The organism is Microbulbifer maximicatervae (SeqCode), assembly GCF_056231245.1.
This window is the reverse complement of sequence record NZ_CP174334.1, coordinates 2,828,990-2,849,321: the sequence shown is the minus strand read 5'-3', so window position 1 is coordinate 2,849,321 and position 20,332 is coordinate 2,828,990. Positions and strand designations below refer to the sequence as shown.

The window sequence follows — 20,332 nt, the reverse complement described above, 5'->3', positions numbered from 1 at the left end:
GATGTTTATTAAAAACCTATGGGTAGACAGTGGTGGGCAGGTTGATCGATTACTTGATGCCTTGAGAGGACACCTGGATCAATATGATTTGTTACCAGAACTTATCTATGTGGTTTCTGCGGGAGAGGCTAATGTTCTACAGGATAGTCGGGTTGTAGAGTTTATAGCAGACTTAGAAGACGGTGGGCATAATATTCGATTTGTGGGTAGCGCCTGCACCAGCTTCCATGCTGCAGTATTGAGTTTTTCAAAGTGTAGTGAAGCCGAAGCTTTGATCTTAAATCTCGAACTGGGCAAAGAGCGGCAACAAGAGTGCCTGGATTCATTGGGAATTGGAGTTGGACCTGATCAAGATGGCTTAGATGTTCTTGTAGGTGTGGCGGCTACCTGGATCTGTCGAGAGTATTGTGAAACACATCTCTGTCAAATATCCAGCTGCGATATTCTCTCTCAAGCGCCATCTTTATCTGGCGCACCAGATTTAGTAAAGAGTATTAAGCAGGTAATCTCAACCAGCTCTAGTGATGATACTCGAGTAGTATCCTTTGATATCCGCTCGAAATGGGCCAAGGGGCTCCTGAAAGGGTTTTCGCACAGCGACAAGGCCTCATGGTTACCCAGTATTGAAGAGGACGGCTGGCACTATTTGAGTATTAAACCTCTCTCTGAATTGATCAGTTATTACATTGAGGAAAAGGTGACTGATCTATGGCTGTTAACTCTAGGGGGTGGCGGCAGGGTAGGTTGCTTGAAAATAGACATTCCTTCGCCCAATTTTCAGGGATTTCTTTCAAGACTGGTAAATGTTGAGAAATTGATGTTGGAAGACGCCTATATAGATTTTAGTTCCGCCCAGCACCTGGGTGACACTCTAGGCCAGGATTACCTTTCGCATATTCGTGAGGCATTAAGGTATCCCAAGAGGATTTACCGTGGAAGACACAATCAGATATTTGACTGGGTATTAGGTGCAGGTAGTTGGCGTACGCTGTTGGAATATCAAGGAGCAAGACATGGATAATAATATTTATAAAACTGATATAAGAGAATTTAAATTCCTTATTGAAGAACAGTTCCATGAAGCTAAAACTCTGTTCAGCGACCAGATGTTTAAAGGGTGCTCACCAGAGATTCTCCATGAAATTTTAGTTCGGGCTAAAAAATTCTCTTATGAGATTCTCGGGCCGGGATACCAGGATTCAGATCGAGAGGGATGCCAGTTAGAGAATGGGAAAGTAAAGCTCCCGAGCGCATTCCCTGAGATGTGGCAGAGGTTTAAGGAAGACTGGGGGAATATTTCCTCACTTGAGGGCGAACAAAATACAACTATTCCGCCCTTTGTAATGCAAATGCTCCTGGAAATGTTTATGGGGGCAAATCCAAGTTTTATGACTTATGGTGGTTTTTGCTTGCCGTCCTCCACCTTGGTGGAAAAATATGGAACCGATCTGCAAAAAGACCTGTTCAGGGACAAATTAGCCACCTCAGAGTGGACATCTTGTCTCTGTCTCACTGAACCCCAGGCGGGAAGTGATGTATCCCTTGTAGAGACTCGCGCTGCGAAACAGGAAGATGGCACTTATTTGTTAACGGGCGAAAAATACCTGATCAGTGCCGGTATGCACGACCTGACAGAAAACACCGTTTATTTCGTTATGGGTCGTGGCGAAAAAAGCGGCTCGGGCACCTACGGATTGTCCTGCTTTATTGTGCCTAAGTACTGGGTTGAAGAGGATGGGAGTCTCGGCGAGTTTAATAATATCGAATGCATTTCTCTAGCCGAGAAAATGGGCTTTAAAGGGTGTGCAAACACTCACCTTAGGTTTGGAGACAATGGCCCCTGTAGAGCTTACCTACTGGGGAACCGTGAGAATGTAGGCTTGTTGCAGTTTCTTACCTTGATGAATCAGGCACGTATCAGCACAGGTGTCTACGCCTTGGGTATGGCTTCCTCAGCCTACTACAATGCACTTTCCTATTCGACAAAGCGTCTACAGGGCAAGAGATTTCACGAGAGCTTTAGCTCTACCGCAAGCCGGGTCAATATCGTTGAGCATACCGATGTCCAGCGTATGTTGTTGGAAATGAAATCCAAGGTAGAGGGCTGTAGAGCACTGATTGCTAAACTGACATTGTCAGAGAGCTTAGTCAAAATCTACCAGGGGCAGGAAGACAAAAAGGATCGCATTGCTCACTACCAGGGTTTAATGAACCTGCTAACTCCAGTTGTTAAAGCCTATATCAGCGACCAGGCTTGGCGTATCTGTGAATTGGCAATTCAAACCTGTGGTGGTCAGGGGTATCTCAAGGATCTGGGTATAGAGCAATATGCCCGGGATATTAAAGTGCTGGCAATCTGGGAGGGAACGAATTATATCCAGAGCCAGGACTTGATCCGCGATAAGTTAGGATTGGGTAATTCCAGTAAGCTATTCCAATTCTATCAGGCAGAAATTGATAATTTCCTCGATCGGGCCACGGACTATCCTCAGTTTGAGATTGAATTTGAGCGCTTAAAGACCTCGTTTGGACATTTCGAAGCAGCACTGAAAGCTGTGCAGGTATGGGTGAAGACAAAAGAAATGTTCAAAATCCCTGCCTATAGCACACGTATTCTACATATGCTTGGTGATATAACCTTGGCCTGGCTTTTATTGGAGGCTGCATGCGCGTCATCAGATAAGTTGAGTCAGGACCTGAACGATACTGATGAGGAGTTCTATCGCTCGAAAATAGTCAGTGCTAAATTCTTTATTCGCAATGAGTTACCCCGCACCAAGCTGGTGCTGGATATCCTTCAGGATCAGGACTCTTTTTGTGAAATGGACGCTTCCTCCTGGAATTCATTATTGTCAAATGTGGAGGCTGTCTCATGAACAAGCTTGATCAGCTGGAATCCAATTACGATGTAGTGATTATCGGTGGTGGATGGGCTGGCTTAACCCTGGCCCGTCAGCTTAAACTCAATAAGGATGCTTTAACCATATTGGTTGTTGAGGCAAATACTGAATTTAAGGCCAAAGTTGGTGAAGCGACAGTGGAGATGACCGGCCACTACTTTATGAAGCAGTTGGGCTTGGTGAATTATCTCTATAGGAATCACTTGCCTAAAAATGGTCTGCGTTTTTTCTACGATAACCCTGAGCATACACTGTCATTAACAGAGATGAGTGAGCACGGAACCACCAGTATTCCGCCTCATCCAGCTTTTCAAATTGACCGGGCCAGATTGGAATCCGACCTTGTCGATATGAATAGGGCGAATGGCATAGAGGTTATTCAGGGCGTAAAAGCAAAAAATCTTAACATACAGCCAGGTGATGAACTCCATTCTATAGAGCTTATGGAAGATGGCGCTAGCGGAGTGGTTAACGCCCGCTGGTTAGTAGATTGCAGTGGTCGAAATCGGGTTGCTAAGAAGCATAAGAAGCTTACCCGAGTTGAGAATGTCCCTAAACACTTCTCTGCCTGGGGTCGGTTTAAGAACATACAGGATATCGATTCCATGGGAGATATGAATTGGAGAAAGAAGGCCTTTGGACGCTTTCTTTCAACGAATCATTTTTCTGGAGATGGTTACTGGGTTTGGTTTATACCCTTAAGTGGTGGCTATACCAGTGTAGGTATCGTTGGTGAGAATAGTAAATTCGACAAGCCGCCCACAAAGAAGCAAGATTTCCTAGATTTTTTGTTGGCTTATAGAGCTATTTCAGAGCTTCTGGAAGGCGCCGAGCTTATTGATTTCGAGGCTTGGGGACAGCTTGCCTATAGAGCGGATGAGTTTATCTTTGAGGACCGCTGGGCTACCTCCGGATTTTCCTCGATGTTCCTTGATCCTCTGTTTAGTGGTGGGGGCGATATGATAGCCCTGTTTAATGACCATATTTGTAAGTACATTGTTGCCGATATCTCAGACAATAATCGTGATGAAGCTCAGCAGCGGCTTGCAAAAGAATTGCCGATCGCAAATCAAGTGGTCACAGAATTTTACCAGGGCCTTTATGCCCATGTAGCAAATGTATACCCGGTTATTGACTCTGCTGAACTGTGTTCTCCTTTGCTGGCCTACAATACCGCTGCTTATTTCCTGGAGAGTGCCTGGGATTATATGTCAGGTAATTATCTGGATCAGGAGTACTGGCTACGCAAAAGTTACCTGCGCCGTGGATACATGGCCCTTGAGTTAATCCTGCAACGCCTTTTAGTTGAAACGACAAAAGAGCTTAAAGCTCAGAATCGATATTTTCGCAGAAATAGTGAAGGTTTCTTTGAGTCCGGTGCCGATCACTATAAGTACTTTGTATATTTAATGGGAACCCAAGGCCGGGACGGTTGGCGAATCGATCTGCGGGTCAAACTTTGGGTTGAAGTTTTCCTGAGTGTTGTCCAGGCGCGACTCGACCTCCCTAAACTGGCAAACCGGATGGTTGTTCAGCAGGCTATTACCCTACCTGATCTTTTACAAAAGCCAAATATGAATGGGGCTGACCTCAATTGGCTGCTTGAGAAGTTATCTATCAAGCTTACAGATCTAGTCAATGAGGATATGGCAGATCCAGTGAGCGTTATTGTATCGGAAGAGTCCTTCCACACAGATACGATTGAAGTTATGGATCTTGCGGGTAGCTACTCCAATAAAGAACTTGCTGAGGTTAACAAGAAAGCAAAATCTATCTGGGTGCAGACTCAGGAGTATATTGCGATCCCCAGTATGGTTCCTGTATTTCTTGCTTTTGCACGCAGTCAGCCGGATAGCATAATGGATTCGGTCATTGACCAGCGTGAAGCTATGCGCACAACTGAATTAGACTCTGCTCATGCGGATTCGGAGGTTGTGTGATTCAGGAGTTCTTTCAGGCGCGGGATGGAAAAAAACTCTCCTTTCGCTGGTTGCCATGCGATGAATCTGACTTGGTGCTTGTCTGCATGCACGGGAGCACGTTCAGTAGCCAGTGGTATTTAATGTTTGGGCGGATGGTACACCGAAACGGTATTAGTGTGTGTCTGCCGGACTGGCGAGGCCATGGTAAGAGTGAAGGTGTTCCGGGGGATCTCGATTATTCCGACCAATTGCAAGACGATCTTGCCGATCTATTAAAACACCTCAAAAAAAGAGGGGCTAAGGCCTTTGTTCTTGGAGGGCACAGCGCGGGATCATTGGTTGCACTTAAATATCTGCACCTATATGGCAGTAAAGATATTGCAGGCTTTTTTGCGATAGCACCGCCTCTGACTCAGTCAGAGGAAACAAGAAAGTACGATATTCCCGCATCTGGCTTTGAGTATTACATTCGTTACGGAAGGAAGCGTCACTATACGCGGCCTAGGGCATCGGCTGGTGATCAGAATCTGCCAAAAATAAAAATGCTGAAATATTGGCTGGCACTTTTGTTCCCCCCATTGAGGAAGTTATCAGTGCTGAGCTTTCCCCCGGTGGGATCAGCAGCAGGGAATCAGGGGCGAGTTTTGGACTGTACGTTTAACTTGCTCAGCGCCTATAACGTAAAGAGATACGCAGATCTCTTTGCAAGTTTAAATGTACCCTGCCACTTTTTTGTTGGAGAGAAGGACGAAGTACTTGATACCCACGTGCTCCACTCCGTTTTGAGCTGGTATCTCTCTCCCAATATTAGGGCTGGACTCACCGAGCTGCCCAGAGCTACTCATATGTCAGCTATTTCTGCTTCGGCGAAGCCTATTTCCAGCTGGTTGACAACTTTGGTGCGGCAACCTGAGGGGGCTGTTGCATGAGACCTAGCAAAGGCAAAACTCCCCTGATGAGAGAAAAAATGTTGCCCGTCGGTGGAGAGGTTTCACTGAGTTCATTTTTAAATGATGCCGATTGGGGGGCAGGGCATGGCGAAAATTGGACATCTTTAGGAACTATAAAGAGAAGTGATAAAAACACTTTTCACTTGCAAGTTGGCAAGGCATTTCGATTTCCCCTTTATTATTACCTGAAGGACGATCGTCTATTTGTTGGTCAGGATTTATCACTGTTTCCTGCTGTTGGTGCCGATACGGTAGATTGCCACTACTTAATTGAAATTGAGTATTTTGGTTTCTCCATAGAAAGAAAGAGCCTTTTGCAGAATGTTAAAATGCTCTTTCCAGAAGATGATGTTGTTATATCAGCCAGAGAACTGATTTGGCTCTCAGCTGAACATCATCAATCTGGGTCATTTGATGCCGCTCTGGTAACTCCTGAAGAAGCTACCGATAAACTCTACAACAGTTTACCTGAAGTAACCTCTAAGCTTTTCTCGCCTGTTGATACCACTTTTTATGCTCATATTGCCAATCGTTTGGCGGAGTCAAGCGGCACCAAATTAAAAGTGGGTAGACAAAGCCTGCCTTTAACGGTTGGCTATAAGGAGAAGCGGGCAAAGATCTTTAATAAGGCTCATAAAAATAGAGTCGTAGAAGGGATCGATCTACAAAGTTACACCGTCATGGTGCAGGGAGAGTTGGATCGAGCCTGGCAGGACTCAGAATCAAGTCTCGATAGGGAACATTATACCTTCCAAACTTTCTATCTGCCTTTTGCCCAGTTTTTACTCAATATACTGGCAATGAATACCAGCAAGATGGTGGAGATTGTTGAAGGTTCGGGAGATGAGGGGGTAATTCCCCCGGCACTTTCAATAAGTGATAAACCTATCTGTAATATTTACGAATCTTTTCAGCGGGTGTTTTTTTATGGACACCATTGGCTTGCAAAAGTCTGGTTCTATATACCGCCCATGATCAGTTCTGCTGCCATAAAACAGCAGCAAAAATACTCAGAACGAGAGCAGCATGTTTGTGTTTTTACTTTAACATTGGACTACTTGCTGCGATTTAATAACTTAAAAATAGGAAATGTTACTGGAGAGTAATTATGTCTACAGCAGTTGTAGAGAACAAGGTACAAGAGCTTTGTGAGCAAATAGCTCTTATGCTGAATGTTGATGCTGTCGATGCAGATACACCCATTGCAGAACTCGGGGTGGATTCCCTGAATATTGTCGAGGTGATTCTAATTTGCGAGCAGTTATACCCGGGGGTGATGAGCCCTGAAAATCTTGTTTTCGACGAACACACCACCCTAAGGGAAATGGATGGTCAACTACTTGAAAACTCGGAAGAAGTCTAGCGTACTTCGGGAGCAGTCAATGTTTAAAAAAGTACTTACCATTCTTATCAGTAGTTTTTTTATTGGAAATGTTGTTGCCTGGTTTTCAGGTGCTGCTCCCATCGAGTTTGGCAAGATTGCCTATTCAGAAGGCGAGATGGAGCAGGTGGAGTTTCTCCAGCAGGAGATTGGTGAAAATAGTACAGATCCCGACTTGATGTTGGAGCTTGGGCAGTTATTTAGTCACCATAACGAGCTTGAAAAGGCTGCACACTTGCTGGAAGCCGCGTATCAACAGCGTCCAGACGATATGCTGATACGTGCAGCGTATTACTCCAATGAGGGCAAGCGCGCAGGTGCAATGTTTGATCCTGCAATGGGTCTTTACAAGCTCTATCGTCTGCGGCATGCGATGGATGAGGTGGATCAAGCGGGTCTCAGTGCCGATTCAGACTTTAATGTACGCCTGATACGGCTGATTACTTTTTCTTATGTAGGAGAGGTAAGCGGCCACTTTGAGCGGGTGTTCGAAGATGAAGCCTGGTTTAAGAATCTGATGGATTCAGATCCCGATCTATTGCCGGCTGCTATGCAGCAGGTGGTGTATTTGTCTTTGGCTAATGCCTACTGGGTGAAAGCTGGAGAGGGCACTGAGGATTTGGCAGTGGCCATGGATTACTACCAAAAAGCAATAGCAATGGCTCCTTGTCCTGCCACGATGCAAACCTCTTGTGAGCAACTGGGGCAAATGGCAGTCACCCTGGGTAAAAGTTAATGTTGGTTGAGCTAAAGCGTGTTTCAAAGCGCTATCGATTGGGCGATCTCTGGGTCGATGCCTTGCGGGATATAGATCTTGCTATCGATCGAGGTGAGTTTCTGGCTGTGAAAGGGCCCAGCGGTAGTGGTAAGAGCACATTATTGAACCTTCTATCCGCATTGGATCAGTGTGATTCCGGATCAGTTCATATTGATGGCGTTAATCTTGGGAGTTTGGGAGAGCATCAGCGCTCCCTGTTCCGAGGTCGTCATATTGGGATTGTTTTCCAGTCTTTTAACCTAATTCCCGTGCTTACAGCACTTGAGAATGTGATGTACCCGCTGACACTGAGGGGGGCTAACAATGCCAGGCAACTAGCATTAGACGCTCTGGAAGCAGTAGGGCTTGCCAAGTTGGTTAATCAGCGCCCTACCCAGCTTTCGGGGGGGCAGATGCAGCGAGTGGCGATTGCCAGGGCAATTGTCAGTAAGCCGGATCTGGTGCTTGCGGACGAACCCACAGCTAATCTGGATTCGCGCACGTCGGAGAGCATTATGAGCCTTATGAAGCAGCTCAACCGGGAGCAGGGTGTCACTTTTATCGTAGCCACCCATGATGATTATGTAACCAGCTTGGCATCTCGTGTTATCGCGGTACGAGATGGTCATTTGGTAGAGGATACAGCTTCGCCTCAAGGTATTGTTCAGGAGGCTTTTGCATGACAGCAATCATAAAAATGTTGCTGGCTAGGGGCCCGCTAACTAGAGCGGCTTTGGCTATTTCAGTTGCATTCTTAATTTCTGCACCAGCTTTGGCTGAAGACTTCGTCTTTCCAACTCCGATTCCATTCACCAATAGTGAAAGGGAAGCGCTGTTTGCTGCTGTCAGTGGAGAAACGACCAGTGAACAGAGAAAGCAGGCCTACTTGGCTCAGCTTGCGCGCCTTACGTCGATGGAAGATGCAGAGTTGCAGGATGTTGAGGAGTTAGAGGCTCTGATGCAGTCACTGGTGGAGAGTCTCCCGGATGACCCCGAACTCAATGCTGCATTGGGATCGACAACTTCCTTTAAATCCAGCTTCTACCTTGATCGATTGGCAAAACTATCGCTGTTCTCCAGACGAGGTAATCGCATGATGGATCGGGCTGTTAAACAATCTCCATTCAATCTGGGCGCCCGCCTTCAGCGGGGAATCAGCTGTGCCAATATGCCGGCCTTTCTAAAAAGAGCGCGCTACGCTGTTGAAGACCTGGAGCTGGTTAGGGAACAGGTGGGCAATCGGTTCGGTAAAGAATTTCTTGGCTTTGTAGAGTTCTACCTTGCCCAGGCTTACGAGCGCAATAAACAGCCCGATGATGCCCGGGTTCTTTGGGGAAAGGTGGCCGAGTCGGATACCGACTGGTCCGCTAAAGCCAAGCTGGCGCTTCGGAGTATTTAGTCATGGGCTTGGGTTGGAAAGTTGCACTGCTGAATATTATGCGTAACGGGCGCCGCAGCCTGATTACCTTGGCTGCGATCGTTTTCGGTTGTACCAGCCTGATTATTTTTGGCGGTTTTGTACAGTCGATGTATGAGGGGATGCGGGAGAGTATGATCCGCTCGCAGCTTGGTCATATACAAATCTATGCCAAAGGCTACAACCAGTTTGGCAAAGCGGAACCGGAAAAATACCTGATTGCTGATGGGGACCTTCAAAAGATTTCCGAGCTGGTAGAAAACGAAACCGATACACTGGTGGTAGCACCACGCCTTAATTTCAATGGCCTGCTTAGTGATGGCAAGCAATCGATAGCCATCACTGGAATTGGTATCGATGCGGAGAAAGAAGTGATGCTTTCCTCTGCAATTCAGATTGTTCAAGGGGACGATCTATTTCCAGAGGATATTTCTGCTGCCCACCTTGGAGAAGGCTTGTTCAATGCTCTGGATGTTCAGATTGGGGACTACTTGACCCTGTTGGCAAGCACCCAGGATGGGGCAATCAATGCTGTCGATGTACAGGTGATGGGGGTAATCACAACCGGTGTTAAGGAACTGGATGATCGCTTGCTCAGGGTGAATTTGCCTCTGGCCCAGGAATTACTCTATACGTCAGATATTACACGGCTAGTGGTTTTATTGGAGGAGACCGAACTTACATCTACCTCAATTGCGACTCTGGCCAGTGTCTTTGAGCAGAACAATTTGAACCTAGAAATAAAAAGCTGGGAAGAACTGGCGGGTTATTATCATCAGGTTGTTGGCCTGTTTAACGGAGTTTTTGGTTTTATTACCGTCATTGTGTTGGTAATCGTCGCGTTGAGTATTTCCAATACCATGTTGATGGCAGTAATGGAGCGCACCCGTGAGCTGGGTACTATTCGGGCCATGGGCGGCACTCCTCGCCAGGTTGTAAACCTGATTTTACTGGAATCGGTATTTCTCGGTTTAATCGGAAGTTTGCTGGGGCTACTGATTGGTGCACTGGCAGCCAAGGGAATTACCTATGCTGAATGGATGATGCCCCGGCCACCGGGCAGCACCCAGGACTATCCTATCCGTGTGTTTGTCGTGCCGGATATCTTATTGAAAACATTCCTGTTGGGTTTTTGTATTTCACTTGTTTCCAGCCTTTATCCAGCGATAAAAGCATCCCGGCTGCCGGTAGTAAAAGCACTTAGGTTTACTTGATTTGGGTCTTCTATGTATAAGTTGAATTCTTTTTATGGGTGGGTGTTGGCGATAGCCTGCTTGTTGTTTAGCTACTCAAGTTATGCATCGGTTTCGGCTGAGTCACTGGTTAATAAGCTGGATGATTTTCGCGGGTTCAGGGATCAGGGCTTTAGCTTTGATATCACCAATATCAGCTATAAAAAGGACAAGGAGCCCCGCACCAATAAGCTCAGTGTCAAAGTGTTTAATGAGCAATCACTGATCCAGTTTTTGGCACCCGCCCGGGAAAAGGGCAGGGCAATGCTAAAAGAGAGCGCCAATATGTGGCTCTATATTCCCGGCACGCGCAGGGTTATCCGGATTGCACCCTCACAGCGATTAATTGGTGAGACCAGTAACGGTGATGTAGTGGGGGCAAATTTCTCCAGGGATTACACCGCAGAGCTGCAAGGGCAGGAAACTGTTGATGGGGAAGATTACTGGGTGCTGTATTTATCGGCAAAATCCTCTGGCGTTGCCTATGACAAAGTAAAAATATGGATGGCACAGGCTGAGGGAAACCTGCCTTTAAAGGGGGAGTTTTATACCCGCTCCGGGCGCCTCCTTAAAACAGCGCACTATAAAGAGTTCAAGCAGTTTGAAGGCGAGCTGAAACTGCATAAATTACTCTTGGTGGATGCACTCATTGACGAGAGTTATACCTGGATGAAATTCGATGACTATCGTCTTGAGAGCCTGGACCCGGCAATTTTCCAAAAAGGCTCCCTTGGCAGGCTGAATTGAGGTGAGTCGGTAATGGTTATCAGAATCAGGAAAATTCTCCCATTTATACTCCTTTCTCTCGCTTTTGCTGAAAAAGTTGCCAGTGCCGAAGACTATCAGGACCCTTTCGAGACCAACTCGGAACTTTTCGATGAAGTGAGCACTGAGGAAGGGGTTTCTCGAGTTGTTTGGGATATTGATGCTTCGCTACTGGGGTATCACCAGCAGAATGAAGTTCAGGATGACCTCTATTTCGATCCGGGTCTGTTTGTCTTTGATGAACAAGAGTCTTTGCTTGCTCTGGATCTCAGTGGCCAGTTCTCCCTGGGAGCACACTTCTCAGTTTACTCGCGGTTTGCGGCGATAGAGCACTATCGGTCTAATGAGGCTGGAACATCTGAAAAAGAGACAGAATCCCATCTGCTAGAGGGGTATTTCTCTTCTTACACTGACAACCGAAGGTTTGGTATTAACGTCGGTCGGATAAAACCTCAGTGGAGCAACGGTTACAACTGGTCTCCAGCAAATCTTTTAAAAGCCACATTTGATCGCCCCAATCTGGATGCCGATGAGCTTACCCAGCAACTGGGCTGGGATATGGCCCATCTTGATTTCCGCTATGGTCGCTGGAACACCGGCATTTATATGGCTCAGGTTGAGGATGAGCTGGATGGTCACTTTGACACTAGCGTAAATGACCATGAGTTTCAGTACGCACTCGTGGTGAATCGTGAAGGTGACTTGGATACCCGCTTGGTATTACATCAGATAGAGGGGGAGGCAACCAATGTCGCTCTCGGGTTGAGTACCTTGGCTGGAGACAGTGCCACACTCAGGTTGGAGGGGGCTTGGGAACATCAGCGGGAGTTACCGCAGCCGGGCGAACTCTCCTATTTTCCAGCAGAGGACGATGGTTATTTGAAGCTGGTGCTTGGTACTCAGCTCAGCTTCAACCAGGGATGGGATGTTACTGCGGAGTATCTGTATAACCAGCATGGATTCGATGATGACGAGTGGGATTTGGTTCAAACGCAGGTAGATAGTGCAAAGAACGGATTGAACAGCGCGCGGGTTTATGAGGCGATTGCTTTTCTTTCCGATAGTTTTCACCTTTTATCTACCGGACAACTACGGCAGGAGTATTTGTTCTTGATGTGGGGTAACACCCGGCTGGATAAGAAGTTTCAATATCGCCAGAGTGTGCAATACAACCTGGATGACAAGAGCCAGTACCACAACCTGGAATTGATTCAGAACTGGACTGAGCATTTTAGTACTCGACTGCAAGCCCAGTTTTTCAGGGGCTGTGAGTCCTGTGAATTTGGTCTGCTGCCAACTGAAAGGCTTCTTAGGTTAAGTCTCTATTATGATTTTTAGCGTTTGCTGGCTAAAAGTGCTTCATATTTTTGTGCGATTTCCCGCTTGCCGGATTCCCTGCTAATAGAAATTAATGCCCGCAAAATATCCAGGTCCTGCGGAAACTGGTGATAGCCGTCTTCTAGAATATCCAGGGCGAGTTCGCTGTTGCCTTCCGAGTGAACGGCTATGGCATATACGTAGAGATAGCGGCTCTGGGTTTGCTCATTCTCAGCTGCCGCCTTTAGAAAACCCATTGCCTCCTGGTGGCGGTTCTGACGAACCAGGGAAAGTCCTAAGGCATGCTGGATTACGGCGATATCCTCACTCTTCGATAGTGCTCCTCTGAGTAATAATTCCGCGTCGGTTTCACGTCCACTTGCCCGGTAAAGGTCGGCCAAGTTGATATAGGCGGGTGTGTAGTAGGAGGCCTTGGTTATTGCCCGGCGATAGAAGGCTTCCGCTTGTTGCGTGTTTCCTCTCCGGAAATGGAGGTTGCCCAGGTTTACCAGGGATTCCGGCCGGTCGCTGTTGAATAATTCTGAGGTGGTATAGGTTTTAAGGGCCTTTGAGTATTGCTGCTGTACTTGCGCGGGCATAGTCCCGTTCTGAGCATCGGTAACGCCATTGGCAGCCAGCGACCTGGTCACGGCCATTTTACTGAAAAGCAGCGGTACACCGATCATCAGTCGCAATTGCTCCGGTAGTTTATCCAGAGACTGCGCAAGGGCCAGGTTTAATAATGGTTCTTCGCTCTGGGCAATTTGTTGGAGTAACTGAGCGGAATTTATCGTCAGGTAGCGCGATAACAAACGGATTGCGCTGGCCCGAACAATCTCCGGTTGACTGTCGTCCTGAATAAGGTTCATTAACATCTTATCGGCCTCGCTATCCCCGCGCATAGCTGCGTGCAATGTCTGCCCGTAGTGAGGGGGAGGTGAGCCGTATTTGTCTTCCAATATCTTCGCCGCCCACTGGCTCGATTTATCTTGATGGCAGCTGTTGCAAGTATTGGGGGTGCCCAGCGCCTCGGAAAGGTCAGGCCGGGGAATGCGGAAACTGTGATCCCGGCGTCCATCCACCTGCATGAAATTTTTCTTCGGCATATGGCAGTTTGTGCAGCGGGCACCGGGGCTTTGAGTTGGGTGCAGATGGTGGTCAGTACGGGCAAATCGCTCCGGCATATGGCACTGGGCACAAACTGCATCACCAGCTGCTCTCAGTTGTAGGCTGTGGGGGTTATGACAGTGGCTACAGGTAACACCTGCTGCGTACATTTTGCTTTGCAGAAACGATCCGTACACAAATACCTCGCCATCGGCCTGGCCATCTGCGTGGTAGAGAGGCTCTTGCAGAAGTGTGAGGTTGAAATGATCCAGTAATTCGCTGTTAGCCTTCGCTCCCGGTAAATGGGTACTCCGCCGAGAATGGCACTGGGCGCAAGTTGTTATTTCACGCTGGATGGCTGCCGATGGCGCAAGCTTGGCAATCCCCGTTTGCAGATCCATTCCCCGGAGCTGTTGGGTTGGGTCAATAAGATGGGGATCAAGCCCTTTATTCGGCAATGTCTCATTCTGTGTTTTTGCCCACTGAATGTGCCTTGATCCCGGGCCATGACAGGATTCGCAACCGACACTGATCTCTGACCAGGATGTCTGGTAGCTATCGGTTTGTAGGTTATAGGCCTTTTGCAGATTGGTGGAATGGCAGTCGGAACACATAAAGTTCCAATTCTGGTTTATGCCGGTCCAGTGCAGGGGGTGTTGATGGTCTATCGCTTGATCGGGATAGAGATGGAACCAGCGCTGGCCACCGACAGATTTATCCCGGCTGTCCCAAGCGATATTCAGTGCCTGAAGACGTCCGCCTCCCAAATCAATCAAGTATTGCTGTAAAGGGTGGACACCAAATGTATAGTCAAGGGGATAGTCCTGAAGGTCTCCATTGGGCCCATCAGTGCGTACGTAATAGCGCCCTTCCTTTTGATAGAAGTGAGATTTCTGCCCCTGATATTCAAATGCCACCCCGGAGAAATCACCTAGAACGCTGTCGCTATTGGCGGCCTGCATTGCTAGCTGGTGGTGGGAACCTTGCCAGGCACCGGCCTCATCTTTGTGGCACAGGGCGCATTGCGCGGAGCCCACGAAAGTGGCTTCTGAGCTAATTGCTTCGTCCGGGCGCTTGAGAGGTTGGGTATCAACCGGCTCTTCGTTACCACAGGCCACCAGTACGAGACAGATAAGGCTGATTTGGAGGAGGCTAGTGCCAGCTATATTTATCACGGTTTTTTTATTGTGATGAGTTCTTATCTTAGGGAGTTATTCAGAGGCCCCCTAGGCCAAAAGATTAGTTCATGTGCCGTAAATGTCATTTTGTGAGAGGGGCAGAATGCTGGATTGGAAATTTAGGGTTGCCCTGAGCCGAGGGTGTCTGCTGCTGGTTTTGGCAATCAGCTTACCGGCACTCAGTTCTCCCTTGCCATCCTGGCAAGATGGCGTTAAAGCCCAAATTATGGCCTTTGTTGACAAGGTTACCCGTAAGGGCAGCGCCGACTTTATACCTGTCGGTGAACGTATCGCGGTATTTGATAATGATGGCACCCTCTGGTCCGAGAAGCCCGTGTATTTCCAGCTACTCTATGCCGCCGATGAAGTTAAAAGGCTAGCGCCCCAACACCCAGAGTGGAAAACCCAAGAGCCCTTCGCTTCGATCCTAAAGGGCGATTTATCAAACCTGTTGGGGCAAGGCAGGGAAGGTTTGGAAGTAATGCTTACTGCGACTCATGCGGAATTGAGTACGGATGCCTTTCAGCGCTTTGTTGCCCAATGGCTCAAGAGCGCTAAGAACCCGGAAACTGGCAAACACTACAGTGCGATGGTGTTTCAGCCCATGCTGGAGTTGCTGGATTACTTAAGGGCAAATGGTTTTAAAACCTACATCGTTTCGGGGGGCGGCACTGATTTTATCCGAGTGTTTTCCCAGGAGTTATATGGAATCCCCCCAGAGCAGGTTATCGGCAGTCGCCTAAAGTCGCGCTATGAAAATGGGGGTGGGCATCCCTATATCGTGAAATTAGATGAACTGGCCTTCCTCACCGACAAACAGGGGAAACCTATCGCAATCAATGACGTGATTGGCCGGAGGCCAGTTTTTGCCGCAGGCAATTCCGATGGTGATTTACAAATGCTGGAATGGACCACCGCCGCTAAGGGGCCGCGTTTTGCCATGCTGATTCATCATACCGATGCCAAAAGAGAATGGGCATACGATAAGAACTCCTCAGTGGGGCGCCTGGACAAAGCGCTACAAGCCGCTAAGGCAAATGGCTGGTTAGTGGTAGATATGGCTAAGGACTGGCGGACGGTGTTTCCGCCAGAAGAGAAGGATCAATCAAGCCAGGGGCCGGTGATTCCTCAAGTTCCCGCCTACCAGGACTAGTCTTAAAGCGGTGTATTGAGCCTGCCAATATTGAGGTGTGTAATGCTCCTGATCTCCCGATCCCGTCTCCGACAGTTCCTTTTGGTTGTACTGGCTGCTGTATCCCTTTCCCCTGGTAGCCTCTTCGCGCAGACCAAACCCAATATTTTGGTGATCTGGGGAGATGATATTGGCATCTGGAATATCAGCTTCAACAGTCGCGGCATGATGGGCTACACCACGCCCAACATTGATCGGCTGGCGGTAGAAGGGCTCTCTTTTACCGATTACTACGGCCAGCAATCGTGCACAGCAGGCCGCGCAGCGTTTTTAGCGGGTAATGTCCCAGTGCGCACCGGCATGACTAAAGTAGGGCTTCCTGGTGCCAAAGAGGGTTGGCAGAAGAGTGATGCCACTATCGCCACAGTAATGAAAAGCCTGGGTTATGCCACCGGCCAGTTTGGTAAAAACCACCAAGGGGATAGGGACGAACACCTGCCCATCAACCATGGTTTTGATGAATTTTTTGGCAATCTCTATCACTTGAATGCGGAGGAAGAGCCTGAGAACCGGGACTATCCCAAAGACCCTGAATTCCGTAAGAAGTTTGGCCCCAGAGGAGTGATTAAAGCCAAGGCCGGCGGACCAATCGAAGATACCGGCCCCCTCACCAAGAAGCGGATGGAAACCATCGATGATGAAACCCTTGCAGCTGCTATCGACTTTATCGAACGTGCACACGCGGCTAAGACTCCATTCTTTGTCTGGTGGAACGCAACCCGGATGCATTTTCGCACCCATGTTAGAGAGGAGCACACAAACCTTGCGGGCCCCAACAGCAATGAGTATATGGATGGCATGGTAGAGCATGACATTCTGGTAGGAAAGCTGCTAAGTGTGCTCGATCGCCTGGATATCACCGACAATACCATCGTGTTTTATTCCACAGACAACGGCCCCCACTTCAATACTTGGCCAGATGCTGCAACTACGCCATTTCGCAGTGAGAAAAACTCCAATTGGGAAGGAGCTTATAGGGTGCCAGCCTTTGTACGCTGGCCGGGCAAATTTCCAGCGGGCACTACACTGACAGGTATTGTCTCCCATGAAGACTGGCTGCCGACTCTCGCTGCGGCCGGGGGGAACCCGAATATCAAGGAGCAGCTCAAGGAAGGGATCGAGCTCAATGGACGCGAGTACAGAAATTATGTTGATGGCTACAACATGATGGATTACTTCACCGGCAAAGCAAAACTTTCGCCAAGAAAAGAATTCATCTACGTAAATGATGACGGCCAAATTGTAGCTATGCGCTACGAACCCTGGAAGGCTATTTTCCTGGAAAATCGCGGGCGGGGTTTTGAAGTCTGGCGAGAGCCCTTTACTGAATTACGAGTGCCACTGCTGTTCAATTTGAGGCAAGATCCTTTCGAAAAAGCCCAACACAACTCGAACACCTATAACGACTGGTTTATAGACAGGGCTTTTGTCTTGGTTCCCATGCAGCAACTCGCATCAAAATTTTTGCAAACTATGAAAGAATACCCACCCAGCCAGGTACCCGGATCTTTTAATTTGGATAAAGTACAGAAGCAGCTGGAAGCTGGGGCTAGTGGTAGTAATTAAAAAATATAGATATCAACACAAGTATCAATAAAGGTAGGGCCCATGGATAAAATTCATATAGCACTGTCGACTAATCAGATAGAAGAGTCAGTTGCCGACTACAGTAGAAGGTTAAATACTGCTCCCTGCGTGCATGTGCCCAATGAATATGCTTTATGGCGAACTGCCACTGTTAACTTATCGATTCGCCATGATCCAAATTGTGAAAGCGGAACGCTTAGGCATCTAGGGTGGGAATCAGATGGTGCCGATACATTTACCGCAGAAACTGACATTAATGGCATTACCTGGGAACACTTTAATGCTGAGCTTCAGGCAGATGAAATCAACAAGGCTTGGCCCAAAGCCAGCTACCACCCAAAGACATAGCTGCCGGGGGACCGAAATCAGTCAAGAGGGCTGGTAACACCACGCTCATGTACGCCTATAACATGGGTGTAAATCATGGTTGTACTGATATCGCTGTGGCCAAGCAGTTCCTGAATATTGCGTATATCAGTACCAGCACGTAAGAGGTTGGTAGCAAAAGAGTGGCGAAATGTGTGGCAACTCGCCTTCTTACGAATATTGAGGGCTGAAACGGCCTTGGAAACCGCCCGTCTTACTTGTTGCTCACCAATATGGTGCCGTCGCATCATATCGCTGCGAGGGTCTTGCGATAGAAATCGAGCAGGGAACACATATTGCCAAGCGGCACTTGTAGCCGCGTGTGGGTACTTTTTTGACAGTGCGAAAGGTAAATAGACATACCCATAGCCTTCTGCCAAATCCTGCTGATGTAGAGAGAGCGCATGTGCAATCTGCACCTTGAGGGGCTTAATCAGAGACCGAGGCAGCAGTGTTCTTCGCCACTTCTCCCCCTTGGATTCCCGTACTATCAAGCATTGATCACTAAAATCAATGTCCTGCACCCTGAGCCGCACAGCTTCCATAACTCTAAGGCCTGAGCCATACATTAATGAAGCGGCAAGCTTATATGGGCCACTAAGGTACTCTAATACTGAAGTTGCCTCTTCATGGCTAAAGGTAACAGGCAACCGCTTAGGCCGATGGCTTTGTTCGAACTGTAGTTGCCCTAACTCAATATCCAGAAACTGCTTATAGAGAAAGACAACCGCATTCAAAGCCGTTCTCTGAGTGTTTGCTGATACATTGCGATTAGCGGCAAGGTGACTTAACCACTGATCTATTTCAGACTTTCCAAGGTCCTGCGGATGTTGCATCCCATGAAAGCGTATAAAGTCCTTCACCCAGAAACAGTATGTCTTCTCTGTTTTGTATGCCAAATATCGAGACCGAATAAACGTCCTAAAGCGGTCCATAAAGAGGGATGGCCGCTTGGGAAGCGGAATAGGGATGTCGTCCATCTCCACAGCCTCAATGCTGTATGGATTAACAGTTTACTGAACATTTGGCTGGGAGTCAGCAGGATTTTCGATCAGTTTGACTGTTATTTTTGGCCTAGGTCCGGAATGTTTGAAAACCTATTTTATTTCAATGGGTTAGGGAGCTCGTATAAAATGGGGATAGTAGTCAAAGTGATCGTTTTTCCATTTGGTACAATGGTTCTGAATCATGAATAATATATTGATTTTACTTGGGTTTTGTGTATTTTTTCGTTAGATTGATTCCAGGATAGTAATCAGGATAATAGTGATCAGAATGATTACTATATAAATGTTAAATTTCTATGAGCCATATTCACATTAATCACAGAGCTCTCTTGAAGTCGGTGCTAATTTCAGCAATTGTGAGCACCGTTGTAATGGCTTTTTTTTCAGGCTATGGAAAAACGATTACACCTGATGGTGTTGTTACTCATTATTACAATTTCAGTTCCGTATTTTTATGGATGCCAATATTGTTTATGGTAATGGCGCCAACCATCGTGATAGTTGCTTACCTGCTGGGTATTGCCCTAATCAAGAGCCGACTATTTTCATTGCCAGTTGTGGTTATTGCTGGGGCTGTGGGTGGTGGCCTGGTTATATCTATGCTGTCGGGGAAATGGCTAATGTTCTCAATAGTTGGTTTGTATTACATTGCGTCAGGTATAGTTTCAGCAGTTACCTGCTATTACCTGTACAAAGAATTTAACAAGGCGGTCAATTCGCAGGCTTCGCCTGCTGGGACGCCAAAAAACGGCGCCCATTAGCGCGGCGTGTGTGCCAGGCATGGCATTTAACTAGAGAGGTGAAAGTCCTCTTACCAGGTATTCGTGGAGCCGAAGGTTAGCGAAAGGGCAAGGTTAATATCGCGAGGTATTAGCTGGAGGAAGCTCAACGCAAATTCACGGGGTGATGAACAAGAACTGGATATGAGGTGTGACGTAGGTGGAGCCAGTGGGCACGTGACCATAAAGCTCTCCATCCACAATTGGCCTACGTTTTATAAATCCAGCATCTACGTGAAGAAAGTTAAATGTCTTACCCTGGGAGGTCTATGGGTTGTTAATGGAATAACTGAAAACTGAGAGATTGGTTTTGACCGACCCATAGAAGTCAGCAGAGGGCATAGTAGGTAGATTTCGTGCTACTGAAGGCCTGAACAATTCTGGACAGTATTATTAATGCAGAGCTTGATGACTGCATCTGACAAGTAACTTAGTTGCCAGAAAAAAAAATATTTTTTTCTGGATGAACATCAAA

At 47.5% G+C, this 20,332-nt stretch carries 18 protein-coding genes; 16 read left to right on the top strand and 2 right to left on the bottom strand.

What is annotated here, in order from left to right; genetic code table 11:
- Nucleotide 1 precedes the first annotated feature (1 nt).
- Genes ACJJIS_RS12295 through ACJJIS_RS12240 form a run of 12 tightly spaced genes read left to right on the top strand, consistent with a single transcriptional unit; the run spans nt 2 to nt 12,662 of the window.
- Nucleotides 2-1,021 (top strand): hypothetical protein, encoded by a 1,020-nt coding sequence (locus ACJJIS_RS12295; protein ID WP_475708229.1) that lies wholly within the window; start codon nt 2-4, stop codon nt 1,019-1,021.
- Nucleotides 1,014-2,876 (top strand): acyl-CoA dehydrogenase family protein, encoded by a 1,863-nt coding sequence (locus tag ACJJIS_RS12290; RefSeq protein WP_475708228.1) that lies wholly within the window; start codon nt 1,014-1,016, stop codon nt 2,874-2,876. Before ACJJIS_RS12295 ends, ACJJIS_RS12290 begins: the two co-directional genes overlap by 8 nt.
- Entirely contained in the window at nt 2,873-4,840 is a 1,968-nt protein-coding gene (locus ACJJIS_RS12285) for an NAD(P)/FAD-dependent oxidoreductase (RefSeq protein ID WP_475708227.1), read from the top strand. The genes ACJJIS_RS12290 and ACJJIS_RS12285 overlap by 4 nt, the downstream gene beginning before the upstream one ends.
- Entirely contained in the window at nt 4,837-5,751 is a 915-nt protein-coding gene (locus tag ACJJIS_RS12280; RefSeq protein ID WP_444959618.1) for an alpha/beta fold hydrolase, read from the top strand. The genes ACJJIS_RS12285 and ACJJIS_RS12280 overlap by 4 nt, the downstream gene beginning before the upstream one ends.
- Nucleotides 5,748-6,878, top strand: coding sequence for a hypothetical protein (locus ACJJIS_RS12275; RefSeq protein WP_475708226.1), 1,131 nt, complete (start codon nt 5,748-5,750; stop codon nt 6,876-6,878). Before ACJJIS_RS12280 ends, ACJJIS_RS12275 begins: the two co-directional genes overlap by 4 nt.
- 2 nt (nt 6,879-6,880) lie before the next feature.
- The gene (locus ACJJIS_RS12270; RefSeq protein ID WP_282933202.1) at nt 6,881-7,135 is read left to right on the top strand and encodes an acyl carrier protein; all 255 of its coding nucleotides are present in this window, start codon (nt 6,881-6,883) and stop codon (nt 7,133-7,135) included.
- A 19-nt stretch (nt 7,136-7,154) separates the two neighbouring features.
- Nucleotides 7,155-7,889: a tetratricopeptide repeat protein gene (locus tag ACJJIS_RS12265; protein WP_108732868.1), complete on the top strand. Its 735-nt coding sequence runs from the start codon at nt 7,155-7,157 to the stop codon at nt 7,887-7,889.
- Nucleotides 7,889-8,593 (top strand): ABC transporter ATP-binding protein, encoded by a 705-nt coding sequence (locus tag ACJJIS_RS12260; protein WP_475708225.1) that lies wholly within the window; start codon nt 7,889-7,891, stop codon nt 8,591-8,593. Before ACJJIS_RS12265 ends, ACJJIS_RS12260 begins: the two co-directional genes overlap by 1 nt.
- Nucleotides 8,590-9,309, top strand: coding sequence for a hypothetical protein (locus tag ACJJIS_RS12255; protein ID WP_475708224.1), 720 nt, complete (start codon nt 8,590-8,592; stop codon nt 9,307-9,309). The genes ACJJIS_RS12260 and ACJJIS_RS12255 overlap by 4 nt, the downstream gene beginning before the upstream one ends.
- A 2-nt stretch (nt 9,310-9,311) precedes the next feature.
- Complete coding sequence (locus ACJJIS_RS12250) at nt 9,312-10,541, top strand: ABC transporter permease (protein WP_444932922.1); 1,230 nt, start codon at nt 9,312-9,314, stop codon at nt 10,539-10,541.
- Nucleotides 10,542-10,553: 12 nt separating this feature from the next.
- Nucleotides 10,554-11,306, top strand: a complete 753-nt coding sequence (locus ACJJIS_RS12245) for an outer membrane lipoprotein-sorting protein (RefSeq protein WP_444905588.1) — start codon at nt 10,554-10,556, stop codon at nt 11,304-11,306.
- A gap of 12 nt (nt 11,307-11,318) precedes the next feature.
- Complete coding sequence (locus tag ACJJIS_RS12240; protein ID WP_475708223.1) at nt 11,319-12,662, top strand: hypothetical protein; 1,344 nt, start codon at nt 11,319-11,321, stop codon at nt 12,660-12,662.
- Here ACJJIS_RS12240 and ACJJIS_RS12235 read toward each other — a convergent pair.
- Entirely contained in the window at nt 12,659-14,923 is a 2,265-nt protein-coding gene (locus ACJJIS_RS12235; protein WP_475708222.1) for a tetratricopeptide repeat protein, read from the bottom strand. The genes ACJJIS_RS12240 and ACJJIS_RS12235 overlap by 4 nt on opposite strands.
- 106 nt (nt 14,924-15,029) lie before the next feature.
- Here ACJJIS_RS12235 and ACJJIS_RS12230 point away from each other — a divergent pair, with 106 nt between their 5' ends.
- Genes ACJJIS_RS12230 through ACJJIS_RS12220 form a run of 3 tightly spaced genes read left to right on the top strand, consistent with a single transcriptional unit; the run spans nt 15,030 to nt 18,053 of the window.
- On the top strand, nt 15,030-16,079 hold the full coding sequence (locus ACJJIS_RS12230; protein ID WP_475708221.1) for an HAD family hydrolase: 1,050 nt from the start codon (nt 15,030-15,032) through the stop codon (nt 16,077-16,079).
- A 42-nt stretch (nt 16,080-16,121) separates the two neighbouring features.
- Complete coding sequence (locus tag ACJJIS_RS12225) at nt 16,122-17,684, top strand: arylsulfatase (protein WP_475708220.1); 1,563 nt, start codon at nt 16,122-16,124, stop codon at nt 17,682-17,684.
- Nucleotides 17,685-17,726: 42 nt separating this feature from the next.
- Nucleotides 17,727-18,053: a VOC family protein gene (locus tag ACJJIS_RS12220; RefSeq protein ID WP_444905583.1), complete on the top strand. Its 327-nt coding sequence runs from the start codon at nt 17,727-17,729 to the stop codon at nt 18,051-18,053.
- Between the two features lie 17 nt (nt 18,054-18,070).
- Here ACJJIS_RS12220 and ACJJIS_RS12215 read toward each other — a convergent pair whose 3' ends face one another.
- The gene (locus ACJJIS_RS12215; RefSeq protein ID WP_475710355.1) at nt 18,071-19,006 is read right to left on the bottom strand and encodes an integron integrase; all 936 of its coding nucleotides are present in this window, start codon (nt 19,004-19,006) and stop codon (nt 18,071-18,073) included.
- 428 nt (nt 19,007-19,434) lie between these two features.
- Between ACJJIS_RS12215 and ACJJIS_RS12210 the strand changes: the two genes are divergently transcribed.
- Nucleotides 19,435-19,839 carry a hypothetical protein gene (locus tag ACJJIS_RS12210; protein WP_475708219.1) on the top strand — a complete coding sequence of 135 codons (405 nt, stop codon included), beginning with the start codon at nt 19,435-19,437 and terminating at the stop codon, nt 19,837-19,839.
- Nucleotides 19,840-20,332 lie beyond the last annotated feature (493 nt).

What these genes read in the sequence shown, in the direction of transcription:
- ACJJIS_RS12295 (WP_475708229.1), top strand. Translation starts at nt 2, where the DNA reads ATGTTTATTAAAAACCTATGGGTAGACAGTGGTGGGCAGGTTGATCGA.
- ACJJIS_RS12290 (WP_475708228.1), top strand. Translation starts at nt 1,014, where the DNA reads ATGGATAATAATATTTATAAAACTGATATAAGAGAATTTAAATTCCTT.
- ACJJIS_RS12285 (WP_475708227.1), top strand. Translation starts at nt 2,873, where the DNA reads ATGAACAAGCTTGATCAGCTGGAATCCAATTACGATGTAGTGATTATC.
- ACJJIS_RS12275 (WP_475708226.1), top strand. Translation starts at nt 5,748, where the DNA reads ATGAGACCTAGCAAAGGCAAAACTCCCCTGATGAGAGAAAAAATGTTG.
- ACJJIS_RS12270 (WP_282933202.1), top strand. Translation starts at nt 6,881, where the DNA reads ATGTCTACAGCAGTTGTAGAGAACAAGGTACAAGAGCTTTGTGAGCAA.
- ACJJIS_RS12265 (WP_108732868.1), top strand. Translation starts at nt 7,155, where the DNA reads ATGTTTAAAAAAGTACTTACCATTCTTATCAGTAGTTTTTTTATTGGA.
- ACJJIS_RS12260 (WP_475708225.1), top strand. Translation starts at nt 7,889, where the DNA reads ATGTTGGTTGAGCTAAAGCGTGTTTCAAAGCGCTATCGATTGGGCGAT.
- ACJJIS_RS12255 (WP_475708224.1), top strand. Translation starts at nt 8,590, where the DNA reads ATGACAGCAATCATAAAAATGTTGCTGGCTAGGGGCCCGCTAACTAGA.
- ACJJIS_RS12250 (WP_444932922.1), top strand. Translation starts at nt 9,312, where the DNA reads ATGGGCTTGGGTTGGAAAGTTGCACTGCTGAATATTATGCGTAACGGG.
- ACJJIS_RS12245 (WP_444905588.1), top strand. Translation starts at nt 10,554, where the DNA reads ATGTATAAGTTGAATTCTTTTTATGGGTGGGTGTTGGCGATAGCCTGC.
- ACJJIS_RS12240 (WP_475708223.1), top strand. Translation starts at nt 11,319, where the DNA reads ATGGTTATCAGAATCAGGAAAATTCTCCCATTTATACTCCTTTCTCTC.
- ACJJIS_RS12230 (WP_475708221.1), top strand. Translation starts at nt 15,030, where the DNA reads ATGCTGGATTGGAAATTTAGGGTTGCCCTGAGCCGAGGGTGTCTGCTG.
- ACJJIS_RS12225 (WP_475708220.1), top strand. Translation starts at nt 16,122, where the DNA reads ATGCTCCTGATCTCCCGATCCCGTCTCCGACAGTTCCTTTTGGTTGTA.
- ACJJIS_RS12220 (WP_444905583.1), top strand. Translation starts at nt 17,727, where the DNA reads ATGGATAAAATTCATATAGCACTGTCGACTAATCAGATAGAAGAGTCA.
- ACJJIS_RS12215 (WP_475710355.1), bottom strand. Translation starts at nt 19,006, where the DNA reads ATGGACCGCTTTAGGACGTTTATTCGGTCTCGATATTTGGCATACAAA.